Origin of the sequence: Dolosigranulum pigrum ATCC 51524 (assembly GCF_000245815.1) — a bacterium.
GTDB classification, from domain to species: domain Bacteria; phylum Bacillota; class Bacilli; order Lactobacillales; family Carnobacteriaceae_A; genus Dolosigranulum; species Dolosigranulum pigrum.
The window spans coordinates 565630-581042 of sequence record NZ_JH601103.1; the positions used below are offsets into that span (position 1 = coordinate 565630).

Sequence of the window (15413 nt, forward strand, 5' to 3'; positions counted from 1 at the left end):
CAACAAAATAATAATGTATTGCTTTTCGTTTGAGTTTTATTTATGCTTAATGTAAGCGATGTAATAATCAGGAGAACAAGTTTATAATTTGCTAATCATACTTATGAATAGTTTAAGCAATGAATATTCCAATACACTAGCAATAATAACGGTTCTCTCATATAAAAATTATAAGGAGGAAAGAATATGTCGAACTTTAAGCGAGATGCGCAATCTCTTTTAAAGTTGGTCGGTGGTAAGGACAATATCCAAGCAGTGACACACTGCGCCACACGAATGCGCTTCGTGTTAGTTGATCCTAGTAGAGCGGATAAGAATCAAATAGAAGAATTGGAATCCGTCAAGGGATCATTCACACAAGCGGGACAGTTCCAGGTCATTATTGGCAACCGTGTGTCAGACTTTTTTAATGAATTTCAAGCGGTTTCCGGTATTGAAGGAACGTCTAAAGATAGCGTGAAAAGTGCGGGGAAAGGCAATATGAATTGGCTGCAACAATTAATGGCCAATTTAGCTGAAATTTTTTCACCACTTATACCAGCCATTATTATTGGAGGGTTAATCCTTGGCTTTAGAAACGTACTGGAAGGTATTCAAATTCAAGCATTAGGGCAAGCAATAGCAGATGGAGCACCAGCTTTTACAGAATCAGGCGAGCCGATTTATAACACCATTGTTGAAGTGTCCCCGTTCTGGAATGGAGTGAATCATTTCTTATGGTTACCGGGAGAAGCGATTTTTCACTTCTTGCCGGTTGGAATTACATGGGCTGTTACGCGTAAAATGGGGACTACTCAAATTTTAGGAATTGTTTTAGGAATTACATTAGTATCCCCACAGCTTCTGAATGCATATGGTGTACAAGAAATCTTAGCTGGAGATGTACAGCAGTGGGACTTTGGTTTTTTCCAACTTGATATGATTGGGTATCAAGCTCAAGTTATTCCTGCGATGTTAGCCGGATTTACGCTTGCATATCTAGAGCGATTTTTCCGTAAAATTACACCAGAAGCGATTTCGATGATTGTTGTGCCATTCTTTGCTTTAGTGCCCACAATTTTTATTGCCCATGCTGTGATTGGTCCCATTGGTTGGCAATTGGGTAAATGGTTAGCAAACGGTGTACAGTGGGGACTCAGTGGGTCATTTAACTGGTTATTCGGCTTCATCTTTGGTGGATTATATGCGCCATTCGTTGTCACGGGGTTACATCATATGACGAATGCTATTGACTTACAATTGGTTGCTGAGTACAATCAGACAATTTTATGGCCGATGATTGCTTTCTCCAATATTGCACAAGGATCAGCGGTATTAGCTATTTGGTGGAAGAACCGTCATGATGAAAAAGAAAGTGCTGTGTCTCTGCCGGCAGCTATTTCAGCGTATCTAGGTGTAACAGAACCTGCTCTTTTCGGGATAAATATTAAGTACGTTTATCCACTCGTAGCAGGAATGATTGGATCAGCGTTTGCAGGAATGTACTCGGTAGCGACAAGCACCGCAGCGTATACGATTGGTGTCGGCGGATTGCCTGGGATTCTATCTGCAACCAATAGTTCTTACTTGAATTTCGGTATTGCAATGGCAATTGCCTTCTTTGTACCATTCGTGCTAGTCTTTATCTTCGAGAAGTATAATGTCTTAACCGATCAGAAACTAGAAGGACTACCGATTCCAAAATTAGGAAGTTAAGCAGAAATAGATAATAAAAAGTTCCATGATAAGCATCAAAAGGTTATCATGGAACTTTTTAGGAGAAAGGATGATACCATGGGAAAAAATTTTCATGATAAAGTTGTTTATCAAGTCTATCCTAAGTCTTGGAAGGATACAACTGGAACAGGAATGGGTGATCTACAAGGGGTTATTGAAAAGTTACCGTATTTAGCTGATTTAGGTATTGATTTGTTGTGGTTAAATCCCTTTTATAAATCACCTCAGAATGATAATGGCTATGATATTGCAGATTATAAATCAATTGATCCAATGTATGGGGATTTTGACACCTTTGACAAACTTGTCCAAGAAGCGTCTAAATATAATATTGGCTTAATGCTCGATATGGTGTTGAATCATGTTTCAACAGAGCATGAGTGGTTCCAACGAGCACTTAACGGCGAAGAACAGTATCAAGATTACTTCATTTTGCGTCAAGCACAACCAGATGGAAGCTTACCGACAAATTGGGAGTCAAAATTTGGTGGACCCGCTTGGAATCAATTGGGAGATAGCGACTATTATTATCTTTGTTTGTATGACAAGACTCAAGCTGATTTGAACTGGCATAATCCAGAGGTAAGAGAAGCATTATATGATGTGGTTAATTTTTGGATTGACAAAGGAGTTAAAGGTTTTCGCTTCGATGTACTCAATGTTATTGGTAAAAGTCAAGATCTAAAAGATGCTGCTGATGGTGTGGGGAAAAAAGAATATACAGATACGCCGATTGTTCATGAGTGGGTGCGAGAGCTGAATAAACGTACCTTTGGCCCATATGATGATATCATAACAGTTGGTGAGATGAGTTCGACGAATGTATCCAATAGTGTCCAATATTCCCATTCTGAGTCAAATGAATTGGACATGGTTTTCAGCTTTCATCATCTAAAAGTTGACTATAAAGAGGGAAGTAAATGGACCTTGATGGACTTTGATTTTGATGAATTGAAGCGTTTATTAGATCATTGGCAAACAGGAATGCAGGCAGGCAATGGATGGAATGCTTTATTTTGGAACAATCATGATCAACCACGATCTAATAGTCGCTTCGCTGATCCAGTTAATTATCCGTACGAATCAGCAACGATGCTAGCAACAACGATTCATTTATTACGTGGAACACCTTATATTTATCAAGGAGAAGAGATTGGTATGACCAATCCAAATTATGAGTCGATTGATCAATATGATGATGTAGAAACACATAATGCATATAGAACGCTTTTGGCACAAGGGATGAATAATTCAGAAGCGTTGGCCATTATTCAAGTAAAATCGCGTGATAATAGTCGTACACCAATGCAGTGGACTAGTGAGGACCAAGCTGGCTTCACGACAGGTCAACCTTGGCTAGAAGTTGCTTCTAATTATAAATATATCAATACAAATGTGACTGATCCGAGTCAGCATATCAGGGATTATTATAAGCAGTTGATTCGATTACGGAAAGATTATGCGGTGATATCAGAGGGAACATATCGTAGTATTCACTTGGATCATTCCAATGTTTACAGTTATATACGTGAATATAACAATCAGCAACTACTAGTAGTTAATAATTTTTATGGAAAGCAGACAGCTATTGATGTACCGGAAGATTTTTTGAAAAAAGATGCACGAGTACTGATCGGTAATTATGACCAACATGCGCTAGAGCAACAACTTATACTCCAACCTTATGAATCAATTGCTTTTTTGTTAGAATAGAGCAAAAAAAGAACGCTATGTACTTAGTAGCGTTCTTTCACTAATTTATATGTTTTTGAAGCGAGTATGACGGATAAGTCGGTCATAAACAATACCGGCAAGGATAGCTTTTAGAATATCGAGTGGTAAGAAAGATGAAACGTTGGCAATAATCAGACTGATAAGTGTCGTAGAACCGCCTGATTCAGCAATGACATTAAAAATGAAATATTGATAAAGAATTCCAATCGTATATAAAATAAGAATAGCCACAATCATGTGTAAAATCATTGTTAATAGAGAGGGACGTTTCTGTGCGACCTTCCCAATGTATAAAGCGATGATAAGTGAACCAAGAAGGAAACCAAATGAAGGAGAAAGAACAGCTTGAAAGCCACCAGTTCCTCCCGCAAATACAGGAATACCAATCAATCCAATTAACACATAAAGAGCTAGGCTTAAAAATCCACGATAAGCTTTAAGTAATGCAGGAATAAGTAGCCAGAAAAAGACTTGTAATGTAATGGGAATACCGATACCAACGGGAATAGCGACCAATGATGCTACGCAAAGCATAGCTGTTAGTACGGAAATATAGACTAAATCCTTTGTTGTTAGAGTTCTCATTATTATCTCCTTTTGCTTTATTAGATTATTTCTAGAAATAGTATACTATATTTTAATTTGATATTCAAACTAGTTACTGAAAAATTTAATTAAAAAGATCTCATGTCTCTACTACGCATTAAGAGCTATTTCATGTATAATGAAAAAAAGTAATGGGGGAAGGGGACAGAAATGACACCAAATAAAGAGAATTTTTTAAAGGCTATTTACGAACTAGGTGGCATGTCTAAACTGATTAATAATAAAAGTTTGGCGGAATACTTGAATGTATCGGCTGCAGCGATTACGGATATGAATACGCGCTTGGTGAAGCAATCAATTATTACATATGAACCTTATAAAGGGGTAAAACTGACGGATAAAGGGGTTCGTATCGTTAATCAATTAATACGGCGCCACCGTCTATGGGAAGTGTTCTTGGCAGAAAAATTAGGTTATGAGTGGGATGAAGTGCATACAGATGCTGATTTATTGGAACATATTTCTTCGGATAAGTTAATTGAGCGCTTAGATGCTTTCTTAGGACACCCGACAGTTGATCCGCACGGGGACACCATTCCAACCTCAGATGGAGAAGTCATCGTTAATCAATATCATGCTTTAGTAGAATGCAAACAAGGTGAATCTTTCAAGGTGAAACAAGTCGATGATGATACTGAATTTTTAACTTATTTGACGGATAAAGGAATCCAGTTGAACGAAACGTATCAAATTACGGAAATTGAACCGTACGAAGGCCCCATCACGTTAACGAATAACGATGAAGAAAATATTTTAGTCAGTTATAAAGCGGCATTTCGTATTTTTGGTCAATAAATAAATCATCACAATTGATTCAGAGAGCACTTATTCTGATGCGATTGTGGTTTTTTATGTTGGTAGGGAGTGGGTTATCGATTGTTTCCTGCCTAAAATTTACAATCCGATGACAAAGGGTGGCCGATATTGTAGTTGGGATGTAATAAATTGTTATCGAGCTGTCATAGAATAGATCGGTTCTCCTGTTATAATGGTAGGTGTCGATTGGAAGACATTATGTTCAATCATGTAATCATTATATAGAATTATATAGATGAGGAGCATCTTAACTATGAAATTGAAAAACATTTTAAAAACAGCCTCCATTTTGGCTTTATTGACAGGACCGAGTGCTACTATGACAGTAGATCATGTTTATGCAGAAGAAGCTCAAGACAAAGTAGCAGATTCTGAAACTAACTTAGAAGATTTAAGACAACAAGTTCGGTCATCTGTTCAGACGATTGAAGATTTGAATAATGAACTTGTCCAGATTGATGAGACGATTGATGGCATCGAAGCAGAAATCGCACAAACAGAAGAGGATATTTCCCAGCAAGAAGCAATCATTCAGGACTACTTCGATCAAGCTAAATCACGCTTACAAAATATGCAATTATCTAATGTGAATGAGAATGCTGTCTTATCACTTCTTGAAGCTGAATCATTCCAAGACATCATTGCTCGCGTTAATGCGGTCGTTCAATTAACCCAAGCTAATTCAGATCAAATACAATCACTGCAAGCACAAAAAGATGAGCTCGACCAACTAGTGCAGTCACTTGAAACGAAACAAACAGATCTTTCTAACAAAAAAGAGACAATTGACGCAAAAAAACAATCAGTTCATACTGAAATAGCTGACTTGGAAAGATTAATTGAAGAGAATCGCGAAGATTTCGAGACGTTGAAAGAAGAGTCAGAGATAGTTGAGATTTGTCGTCGGGCTGAAGAACTAGTTGAAGAACGTCAAGCTGAGCAAGAAGTTCAGGAAGACGCATCTAGTAATGAAGAAGCTAAGCAAGTTGCAAGTCAATCAGCAGAAGAGACGCAACAGCCACAAGCTGAAGAGACTGTTGCAATAGAAGAGAACGAAGAACCGGCTGAACCAACTGATGATTCGGCAGCTGAACAGTCAGTGGAAGAACCTCAAGTGACAGAAACTGAACCGGCAGAGGCTGAACAATCACAACCAGAGCCAGAGACACAAAAACAGCCTGACCAACAAGTGCAAGAAGAATCACAAACACAGACAGAACCAGAAGTACAAGAAGAACCAATACAACCACAAGCAGCTGTCCCAACAACTGCTCAATATTCAATTGATGATTTAGAATTTCAAGGGGTCATTAATGCACTTGGGAAGAAATGGACGTTCTATTCAGAACGTGTCCTACCCGGTGGCGGATTGAACATTCCTGGTCGTCACACAGCAGATGGATTCGTTCGCGATGGTGAAGGCTATATCGTCTTAGCTGCCAGCAGTAGTGTCGGTCACGGAACGATTATTGATACACCATTCGGCAGTCAAGGAAAAGTATACGATACGTGCGCAAGCTGTCACGCTGGTTGGTTCGACGTCTACACGCGATAAAATAATATAATACATGTATAGATACCACATCGATTGTTGTCGTGAGAGTTGCTATGACAGGCAGCTTCTCCTATCGACACATCTGTTGTGGTGTTTTTCTAATAAATAAAATTATGTGATTTCTCAAATAATGTGGTAAGACCAATTTAAATGAAAAAATGAGAATATTCCAAGCTACTCATTTCCCATGTACTAGATGCTTCGTTCGTCTTGAAGAAGAACTCGATAACATCAATAAGCAATTGGACTTTTAAATACGATTATAGAGGCATATTCTGAGGCAATTGACTATTGATAATGTCTAACAACTCCTTGAATGACGTACAACAGCACGTCACTTGGGGTATTTTTTGCACTTTGTGATTTTTTTTGTGAAATTTTAGTTTTAAAATTGTATACAATTAAATAATATGGTACAATTTAATCATTAATAAGTATTCGCTTTCATATGTATTTTAGAACTGAGAAACTCACAAGTGAAAAATATTATTTTTTGATTTATATACAGTAGTTAAGATAAGTGAGGATAGAGCATAAGGTAATATATCAATTTGGTGAAGTGTTGAGATTAATGATAAGGTCAAAAGGAAATATTTTTAATGACAGGTATATATGTATAACAATTTGTGCTAATAATCCATGAATAAGATATAAATTTTTAACTTAATTTAAATTTGAGAGGAGTGAGTAACACTTTTGTGTTATGTACTATATGAAAAACGTAATAGAAATTAATAATTTGACGAAATCGTACGACAATGTAGCTGTTATTAAATCAATTAATATAAATATAGTTGAAGGGACTATTCATGCTTTACTTGGGAAGAATGGCGCTGGAAAAACAACAATACTGAAAAGTATATTAGGCTTAATTAAACCAACTAGTGGAAGTATATTTATTCTAGGAGAAAATCAATTGACGGAAAAAGGAAGAAATGTTCTGAAACAAGTTGGTTGTATGATAGAAACACCGGGTTTTTACCCTAACTTAACTGGAACAGAAAATCTGTCAATTTTTGCAAAACTTAGAGAGTTAGATAAACAAGCAGTACAAGAAGCATTAACTATAGTAAATCTTCCATACGCAGATTCAAAAAAATTCAAAGAATATTCTTTAGGAATGAAACAACGATTAGCTATTGCAAATGCGATTATGCATGATCCGGATATCTTAATTTTGGACGAACCAACAAATGGTTTGGACCCATCAGGCGTTATTGAAATTAGAGAATTATGTAAAGAGATGAAAAGACAAGGAAAAACATTACTTATTTCTAGTCATATTCTTTCTGAAGTGGAACAAGTAGCAGATGAAGTGAGTATTATTGATGAGGGAGAGCTTGTTAAATATATAAATCTAAAAAAAATGAATGAAAATAGCCAAGTTACTATTCATATTTTTACATCTAATTTTGATAAAGTAAAATCAGTATTATTAGAAGCAGGAGTTAGCCAACATAATATGATAAATACAGCAAAAGGAGTACGATTGCTTTCTAAAGATATGGATATATCTGAAGTAAATAAATTACTAACCCAAAATGATGTCGATATCGAGGGAATTATGAGGGAGAAATTGACATTAGAAGAACAATTTCAACGTGTAACAGAAACGAGGTAATTTAATGTTAGATTTAGTATCGACGGAGATAACAAAAATAACTCGAATGAAACAAATGTGGGTATATGCAAGCGTATTAGGGATTTATATTACGATGATGTCGGTGTACACTGCCCAAGCAGTTGGATTATTTGATCAATTTATTCATTTATACAAATTTTCATTAAGTTATACAGGATTTCTATTATTACCATTTATTTTATTGTCTTTGAGTAGTAGCACAATTTCAGATGATTATCGTAATGAAGTTATGAAAAATTTAACGGTTATTCCAATTTCCAAACAAAAAATAATTGCCGCTAAATTAATTGCCATTTATATTGTTTTGAGTGTTGCTATGGTAATGATTTGGATAAGTGTTTGTGTAATTGGGTATGTAACAAGGTTTCGATTTAGTATGACATGGCTATTGATTTTCCGGTATCTGTGGTTATGTATTTTAACTTCACTTGTGATTTTTTTATCAATGCTACCTGTTACACTGATATCCGTAGCCACAAAGGGAAATGTTGTTATAACTAATTTAATTGGAAGCATGTATATTATTGCATCATTCTTTTTAACAAATTTCATGAACGGGATTATCCCTTTGGCTACAGCTCCGCATATAATTTGGTATGGTAGTATGGAAGGTGTCGAAGTTAATAGCAATATTGCACTAATGGTTATTAGTATAATTTTCTATACAATCATCGTTCTTTTTGCCATGAATAAAATTTTGAAGAAGCAAGAGTTATGATCTTTCGGAGGTATTGTAGATGGTATTAGAATTTAAAAAAATGAAGCGGAGTAAGTTGATTATTGTTTTAATTTTGATTGTAGTGCTCAATATAGGAATTCACTATCTAATGGGTAATGTAAAATATGTGGGCATCCCTTATGCTGCTGAACCCGGATGGACTTTACAGAATACATTGATTGTGGGGACGTATTATCTTCTACTGCCAGTATTCACATTAATTGGATCAGCGTCTTTTATAATTGAGCGAGAGAATAGTGTTTACATAAATATTTTAACAATTCCTGTTCGAAAAAGTCATTTAATTTTGAATAAATCTAAATTTATTTGGGTTGTAAGTATGATATTTACATCAAGTATATTTGTGTTTACATTAGTATTAGAAAAAATACACAGTAATATATTAACTCAGGAAATTGTATTAAAGTATTTATTTGAATATGTCGTGCACTCTAATGGTCTGTATGTGATTGCAATGTTAATTTTGTCGGTCATAATTTACATGGATTATAATATGCAACTAGCTGTTATGGTAGGGTTTGTAAGTTCTTTTGTCAGTGTTTTTATAGAACAAACGGCAATATCCTATTTATACCCTGTAAATGCATTATTTAATATTTCAGGATTTAAGGAGTCAAATCTATATGAGTATAGTTCATCGGTTGTTATTTTGTGCGTGATAGCAATTTGTGCAGTGTTCATTTATAAAAAAATAGCACAACAAGAATCATGGTAAATATAGCATAAATGCTTATTTATAAATTAAATGAGAGGAGGAAATATTATGAAGAACAAAGTGAACAACTGGAAGACACCTGTATATGAGAAAGAAGAGGACTACGATAATCCAGCAGGAGATATTTTCAGAGAATTGAAGAGTGACGATATTGATAAAGTAATGGCATCAGGCACAGCTAATACTTACTGTCGTTGTTATTCAGGAAGACATTCATGTGGTCGTGCTTGTACGATTACTGCTGAATGTCCAGTATTTACTGTAGCGTGCTGTTAATAAGATTGTGTGAGGAGGTGTACTACAGGTATTTCCTCCTCGCGTACATATAGAGAAGAAAATACTGTTTTCGGGAGGTAAAATGAATGAAATTGATAGATAAGTTTAAAAATGGTTTATATTCTTTTGAAAGAGATATTCAGCATGATGAGACTAATAATTATAAATCAGAAAACAGGTTACAGTATTGGAAAAAATTTCTAGGTGTTAACGAAAGAGAAATTGAGAATATTTTATCCAATGGATTAGGGATAAATACAGCTAATTTAAACGAATTATTATCGGAAAATGATAATTTCTCATGCAAAGTTACTGAAACGAATGTATTGTGGAACCAATTGATTCACGACTTACAAGTCCTTTCCATTGAATCTATTATTTTACCTGAATTTTATATAATAGGAGATATTGGGCAAAAAGAACTACCAATGTTTTATGGTTTTCATGAACCATTTTTAAAATTAGCGATATTAAGATTTGAAAACTATTGGAAAAATATTCCCGGTATATCAGATAATGTATTTAATAAATTATTAATCTATTTATATGACCAATTAGCCGAAATTTCATATAGAACTCTTATTTTAGAATTAAATATAGCTAGAGAAGAAAACAAACTAGCAGGAGAAACATCTGAGGAAAGATATAATTATTTTTCGACTCAATACTTAAGTGATAATTATTGGTTGATTTTAGAGGAATACCCTGTAATGTTCAGGTTGATGTGTGAGGCAACTCAAAAATGGATAAATAATACAACACGATTTATAGATAGAATTTTGTCAGATAAAGATGATTTAGAAAAACTTTTAAAATTGAGGGAGAATTAAACAGTATTGAATTGAATACTTCTGATGTGCACAATGGAGGACAAACTGTAATTATACTTCATTTTGAGGAAGGTACTTCTGTTGTCTATAAACCAAGAGATTTAAAAATGGATGTAACTTTTCAAAGTACAATTAAATGGTTCAATGAAGTGACCAAAAGTCATTTATATAGTTTAAAAATCATAAATCATACTGAATACGGTTGGGTAGAGTATATTCCACACGAAGAGTGTAAGGATTATAGTGATTTCAAAAACTATTATACTGAATTGGGACAATTATTATTTTTGTTTTATCTACTTCGTGGGAATGATATACATTATGAAAATATTATTGCAAAAGGAAAACATCCTGTATTGATAGACTTGGAGACATTATTTCATAACAATACTTCAAATACGAGTGGTATAGATACAGCTGCTGATAGAGTAAATGAACTATTAGAGAATTCTGTCAGGACAGTAGGAATTTTACCTAATTTAGTTTGGGCACAAAATGGTAAAAACGGTGTAGATATTAGTGCCATATCAACTAGTGAGAATAAGGAAATTCCTATAGAACAAGCCAGTATTACTAATGTAAACAAAGATAATATGAAAGTAGAATATAAGACATCTACGTTAGCATCTCAAAAAAATAACCCATATATAATAGGAGAAGAAATTAGTCTTACAAGTTATCATAAGTATTTGAAAAAAGGGTTTATTGAATCATACACTAAAATTAAAAACATAAATAAAAAAGAAATAATAAATCAAGTTGAAAATTACAAAGAGATTTATGCAAGACAAATTTTAAGACCTACACAATATTATACAACATTAATCCAGATATCATTGCATCCTGATTTTTTGAGAAGTGCTATTGATAGGGAAATGTTGTTTTCCAAGCTATGGATATACTTTGATGAAAATAATTCATTTAGAAAAGTTTCGGAAATAGAGTTTACTTCTTTGTTAAAGAATGATATTCCGTGGTTAATATCAAATGTCAGCAAAAACAATATAACGACTAAGGATGGTTCAGAAATTGAATCGATATTCAAGCACTCTAGTATTGCTCTCGTTAAAGAAAAGATAAATATTTTAGGGGACAAAGATTTGACGTTACAGGTGGAATTGATTGAAACAGCTTTGAATTATGATTCTGAATATAATAAAGCGGAGTCCCAGCGAGAAAATGATAGAAAAATTATAGAGATAAATGATGACAAATTAAATAAAAATCATTTAGACCAGCAACTTTTAGAAATATCTACTAATATAGGTGATTATTTGATTAATCAGTCATTTATTGGAATGAACGGGGATGTTAGTTGGATTGATATGAATGTAATTGGAGAAAAAGCTAATGATTGGAACATGGTGCCTACTAGTATGGATTTATACAGTGGATTATCAGGAATAATGATTTATTTTATATTTCTGTATAAAGAAACTAAACAAAACAAATATTTAATCATGGTAAAAAGATGTTATAAAAGTATTATAAATTATATAAAAAATGTTAGAAAAAGAACAAATATTAATTCAGAGGTTATGTTTGGTGGTTTTTCTGGTGAAACACCTATTATATACGCACTTACGATACTAGAAGAAGAATTAGGAGGAATATTTGACTTAGATGAATTAGAAAAAATAAGATCATGGATTTTCAAAGAATGTAAGAAAAATATATCAGTTGGAAATGAGCATGATATTATAATTGGTTCATCAGGGGTAATAGCTATTTTATTGAGATATTACGATTTGACATCTAATGATGCTATTTTAGAAGTGTGTCAACAGTATGCAGAACAAATCATTGATAACTATATAGAGATGGATAACAACAGCATTGCTTGGATAGGTATTGCTTCGAGAAATGCATTGGGAGGTTTTGCGCATGGCGTTTCTGGAATTGTTTGGGCATTATCGAAACTGTATTCTTACTTACCAGATGAACGATATATAGAAGTTATTGAAAAAGCACTAAGATATGAAGATTATTTATATAGTGAAGATGATAAAAACTGGGTTGATAGACGTGAAACAGAAGAAGGTATTGAATATAATAACTTGAGTTCCAACATGCCCGTTGCATGGTGTCATGGAGCAAGTGGAATTCTATTAAGTAGAGCGTCATTAAAAAAACATAATCTACCTTTATCAGAAAAAAGAAAAAATAAAATTGATGAAGACATTGAAATTGCTGTTAGAACCACTTTAAAAAATGGATTTGGACATAGTCACTGTTTGTGTCATGGAGATTTGGGAAATATGTTAATTCTAAAGTATGCATCATCAGAATTGAATACGAAAAATGATATAGACAAAAGATACGATATTTATATGTCACATCTGATTAGCCAATTAAAAGATAAGTGGGAGTGCGGAATTCCTTATAAGAATTCTCCAGGTATGATGTTGGGGCTCTCAGGAATAGGGTTTGGATTATTAAGTTTAATGAATGAAGACCTACCGTTTATATTATTACTTGAATAAAATTTTAATATATATAGCTCTATTCTACTTTAGGTAACTATAAAAGGTAGGGTTAGAAAGTAGGGATTATATTGAAAAAAATAAAATTTGTACAACAACTTTCAGAATCTGACTGTGGAATTGCTGCACTGACAATGGTATTAAATTACTATGGGTGTAAACTACATATATCTGATTTAGTTGAAAAATGTTCTATTTCTCGTGATGGTGTCCACTTAAGAGATTTAATGAATGTAGCGAATGAATATGGATTAAAATCTAAGGCTGTTGAATTAAATAAGAAAGAAAATATTTTTTCTGAAAAGATTGTATTTCCATGTATTGCTGTATTATCAATGAGTCATTATGTTGTTATTGAAAAAGCTAAAAGAGGAACAATTTATTATTTAGATCCTGAATGTGGCAGAATAATAATGGATGGTTCTGAATTTTCGAAAAAATTCACGGGTATTTTACTCCTGTTTTTTCCAGAGAATATAAAAAAACAAAAATCCCAAAATAAAATAATTGAAATATTAACACTTGGAGAAATTAAAAAAAAATTTATAGTTGGTGTTATATTTTTTTCGTTTATAATACAACTATTTGTATTGCTAATGCCCTTATTTACTGAATATATGATAGATAATGTGATAAATGGAATTGCATTAGTTTCCCATGTGAAATTAATAATTGGGATATTATTTGCTATTCTATCTTACGGCGTATTCTCTTTTGTAAGAGAATTATTAACAACATTATTAGAAATAAAATATATTAGTACTCTAAAAAAAAATGTAGTGCGTAAATTATTTTATCTACCACTTTCTTTTTTTGATGTTAGGTCTTCAGGAGATATTGTTTCTAGAATTAATAATATTGATTCAATTCAACAATTGTTATCAAATATAATTACGGGTGTGTTTGTAGATGTGTTAACTATAGTAATATCTATATCAATGATGTTATATATTTCAAGAATATTATCGATTATTATGATAGTATACGGGATACTGTTGTGTGTGTTGTTAAATATATTTTTTAAAAAGACAGATGTAAAAAATAAACTATCATTAATGAAAAGGGAAAAGACACAAAGTTATTTAATTGAACTATCGTCCAATATTAATATGATGAAAACATCAAATTATGGCGAAGCTCTATATAATAAATGGGTTAAGAATTATAATGAACAAATGCATTTAGAATTTAAAAGGCAGCGATTATTAGGGATGTACAGGAGTTTAATTATCTCCTATAGATTGTTACCAAGCGTTACTGTATTATTTATAGGGAGTAACTTTGTTAATCAGGGGATGTTAACTCTCGGTCAAGTTATGTCTTTTTTAGCTTTAGGAAATACATTATTGAGTCCATTAGCTATTTTAATACAAAATATCTTTGATTTTCAGTATAGTAAAAATAACATAGATAGACTTTCAGAGATTATCACAGCTAAAAGTGAAAAAAATTTTGATGGAAGAGAAATAAATAGTTTTAAAAATATTAAATTCCAAGATGTTAACTTCTCATACAGTGGGATCAATGGAAAAAAAATGTTAAAGAGTTAAATTTCACCATAAATGAAGGAGAATTTATTTCTTTTGTAGGAAGAACAGGTTGTGGGAAAACAACTATTATAAAATTGATTTTATCCTTATATAATAATTTTGAAGGGAATATATTATTAAATAATATAGATAAAGAAGTATATGATTTGAAATCATACCGGCAGTTATTCGGAACAGTTTTACAAGATGAGACGTTACTTAACGATACAATTCAAAAAAATATTGATCCGACACATAGTCATACAATCTCAAAAATAAGAGAAGCGGCAAAGCTTGCTTGTTTAGATGAGGATGTGATGAACAGAATGCCATCTAAATATAATACAGAAATTGGAGATAATGGGAGAAATCTTTCTGGAGGTCAACGCCAACGGGTGGCTATTGCTAGAGCATTATTAACTAACCCAAAGGTCATAATTTTAGATGAGGGGACCAGTCAATTAGATGTATCTACAGAGAGAGAAATTTTCAATAATTTAAAGAAAAAAAATATTACTATTATAGCGGTAACTCATAAACTTTCTACCACTACTATATCTGACTGTGTTTATGTATTAAAAAAAGGAAAAATTATAGCACACGGGAAGCATGAAAAACTAATGCAGAATAATAGATATTATAGTGATTTTTTTAGATAATTATAGATTTAATGGATATTATTGGTCCGTCATAGCTGTCATAATTTCTGTCCATTTTTTATATGGGCCTCTATTCTGTTGCGGGAGAAAAAATGTAGGATAAGTTTCTGAAT

General features: G+C 33.0%; 13 protein-coding genes. 12 read left to right on the plus strand and 1 reads right to left on the minus strand.

Annotated features, from left to right (window positions below):
- The first annotated feature begins 186 nt into the window (after positions 1 to 186).
- Complete coding sequence (treP, locus tag HMPREF9703_RS02670; protein ID WP_004635379.1) at positions 187 to 1695, plus strand: PTS system trehalose-specific EIIBC component; 1509 nt, start codon at positions 187 to 189, stop codon at positions 1693 to 1695.
- 78 nt (positions 1696 to 1773) lie between these two features.
- A complete protein-coding gene (gene treC, locus HMPREF9703_RS02675) occupies positions 1774 to 3429 on the plus strand; it encodes an alpha,alpha-phosphotrehalase (protein WP_004635380.1) in 1656 nt (551 codons plus the stop codon).
- Between the two features lie 45 nt (positions 3430 to 3474).
- Here the strand turns inward: treC and HMPREF9703_RS02680 are convergent, their stop codons facing one another.
- Entirely contained in the window at positions 3475 to 4035 is a 561-nt protein-coding gene (locus HMPREF9703_RS02680; RefSeq protein ID WP_004635381.1) for a biotin transporter BioY, read from the minus strand.
- A gap of 171 nt (positions 4036 to 4206) precedes the next feature.
- Here HMPREF9703_RS02680 and HMPREF9703_RS02685 point away from each other — a divergent pair, with 171 nt between their 5' ends.
- From HMPREF9703_RS02685 to HMPREF9703_RS08565, 10 genes are all read left to right on the plus strand, one after another.
- Positions 4207 to 4851 (plus strand): metal-dependent transcriptional regulator, encoded by a 645-nt coding sequence (locus HMPREF9703_RS02685; protein ID WP_004635382.1) that lies wholly within the window; start codon positions 4207 to 4209, stop codon positions 4849 to 4851.
- 274 nt (positions 4852 to 5125) lie between these two features.
- Positions 5126 to 6427, plus strand: a complete 1302-nt coding sequence (locus HMPREF9703_RS02690; protein WP_004635383.1) for a coiled-coil domain-containing protein — start codon at positions 5126 to 5128, stop codon at positions 6425 to 6427.
- Between the two features lie 712 nt (positions 6428 to 7139).
- Positions 7140 to 8048 carry an ABC transporter ATP-binding protein gene (locus tag HMPREF9703_RS02695; RefSeq protein ID WP_040376902.1) on the plus strand — a complete coding sequence of 303 codons (909 nt, stop codon included), beginning with the start codon at positions 7140 to 7142 and terminating at the stop codon, positions 8046 to 8048.
- Positions 8049 to 8052: 4 nt separating this feature from the next.
- A complete protein-coding gene (locus tag HMPREF9703_RS02700) occupies positions 8053 to 8787 on the plus strand; it encodes an ABC transporter permease (protein ID WP_004635385.1) in 735 nt (244 codons plus the stop codon).
- A gap of 19 nt (positions 8788 to 8806) precedes the next feature.
- Positions 8807 to 9523, plus strand: coding sequence for an ABC transporter permease (locus HMPREF9703_RS02705; protein ID WP_004635386.1), 717 nt, complete (start codon positions 8807 to 8809; stop codon positions 9521 to 9523).
- 48 nt (positions 9524 to 9571) lie between these two features.
- Positions 9572 to 9799: a plantaricin C family lantibiotic gene (locus tag HMPREF9703_RS02710; protein ID WP_004635387.1), complete on the plus strand. Its 228-nt coding sequence runs from the start codon at positions 9572 to 9574 to the stop codon at positions 9797 to 9799.
- 86 nt (positions 9800 to 9885) lie between these two features.
- Positions 9886 to 10629 (plus strand): hypothetical protein, encoded by a 744-nt coding sequence (locus tag HMPREF9703_RS08560; protein ID WP_004635388.1) that lies wholly within the window; start codon positions 9886 to 9888, stop codon positions 10627 to 10629.
- Positions 10630 to 10655: 26 nt separating this feature from the next.
- On the plus strand, positions 10656 to 13112 hold the full coding sequence (locus HMPREF9703_RS02715; protein WP_244325507.1) for a type 2 lanthipeptide synthetase LanM family protein: 2457 nt from the start codon (positions 10656 to 10658) through the stop codon (positions 13110 to 13112).
- A 71-nt stretch (positions 13113 to 13183) separates the two neighbouring features.
- Entirely contained in the window at positions 13184 to 14662 is a 1479-nt protein-coding gene (locus tag HMPREF9703_RS02720) for a cysteine peptidase family C39 domain-containing protein (RefSeq protein WP_004635391.1), read from the plus strand.
- A 26-nt stretch (positions 14663 to 14688) separates the two neighbouring features.
- The gene (locus HMPREF9703_RS08565) at positions 14689 to 15300 is read left to right on the plus strand and encodes an ATP-binding cassette domain-containing protein (RefSeq protein ID WP_256998287.1); all 612 of its coding nucleotides are present in this window, start codon (positions 14689 to 14691) and stop codon (positions 15298 to 15300) included.
- Positions 15301 to 15413: the final 113 nt, after the last annotated feature.

What these genes read in the sequence shown, in the direction of transcription:
- treP (WP_004635379.1), top strand. Translation starts at nt 187, where the DNA reads ATGTCGAACTTTAAGCGAGATGCGCAATCTCTTTTAAAGTTGGTCGGT.
- treC (WP_004635380.1), top strand. Translation starts at nt 1,774, where the DNA reads ATGGGAAAAAATTTTCATGATAAAGTTGTTTATCAAGTCTATCCTAAG.
- HMPREF9703_RS02680 (WP_004635381.1), bottom strand. Translation starts at nt 4,035, where the DNA reads ATGAGAACTCTAACAACAAAGGATTTAGTCTATATTTCCGTACTAACA.
- HMPREF9703_RS02685 (WP_004635382.1), top strand. Translation starts at nt 4,207, where the DNA reads ATGACACCAAATAAAGAGAATTTTTTAAAGGCTATTTACGAACTAGGT.
- HMPREF9703_RS02690 (WP_004635383.1), top strand. Translation starts at nt 5,126, where the DNA reads ATGAAATTGAAAAACATTTTAAAAACAGCCTCCATTTTGGCTTTATTG.
- HMPREF9703_RS02695 (WP_040376902.1), top strand. Translation starts at nt 7,140, where the DNA reads ATGAAAAACGTAATAGAAATTAATAATTTGACGAAATCGTACGACAAT.
- HMPREF9703_RS02700 (WP_004635385.1), top strand. Translation starts at nt 8,053, where the DNA reads ATGTTAGATTTAGTATCGACGGAGATAACAAAAATAACTCGAATGAAA.
- HMPREF9703_RS02705 (WP_004635386.1), top strand. Translation starts at nt 8,807, where the DNA reads ATGGTATTAGAATTTAAAAAAATGAAGCGGAGTAAGTTGATTATTGTT.
- HMPREF9703_RS02710 (WP_004635387.1), top strand. Translation starts at nt 9,572, where the DNA reads ATGAAGAACAAAGTGAACAACTGGAAGACACCTGTATATGAGAAAGAA.
- HMPREF9703_RS08560 (WP_004635388.1), top strand. Translation starts at nt 9,886, where the DNA reads ATGAAATTGATAGATAAGTTTAAAAATGGTTTATATTCTTTTGAAAGA.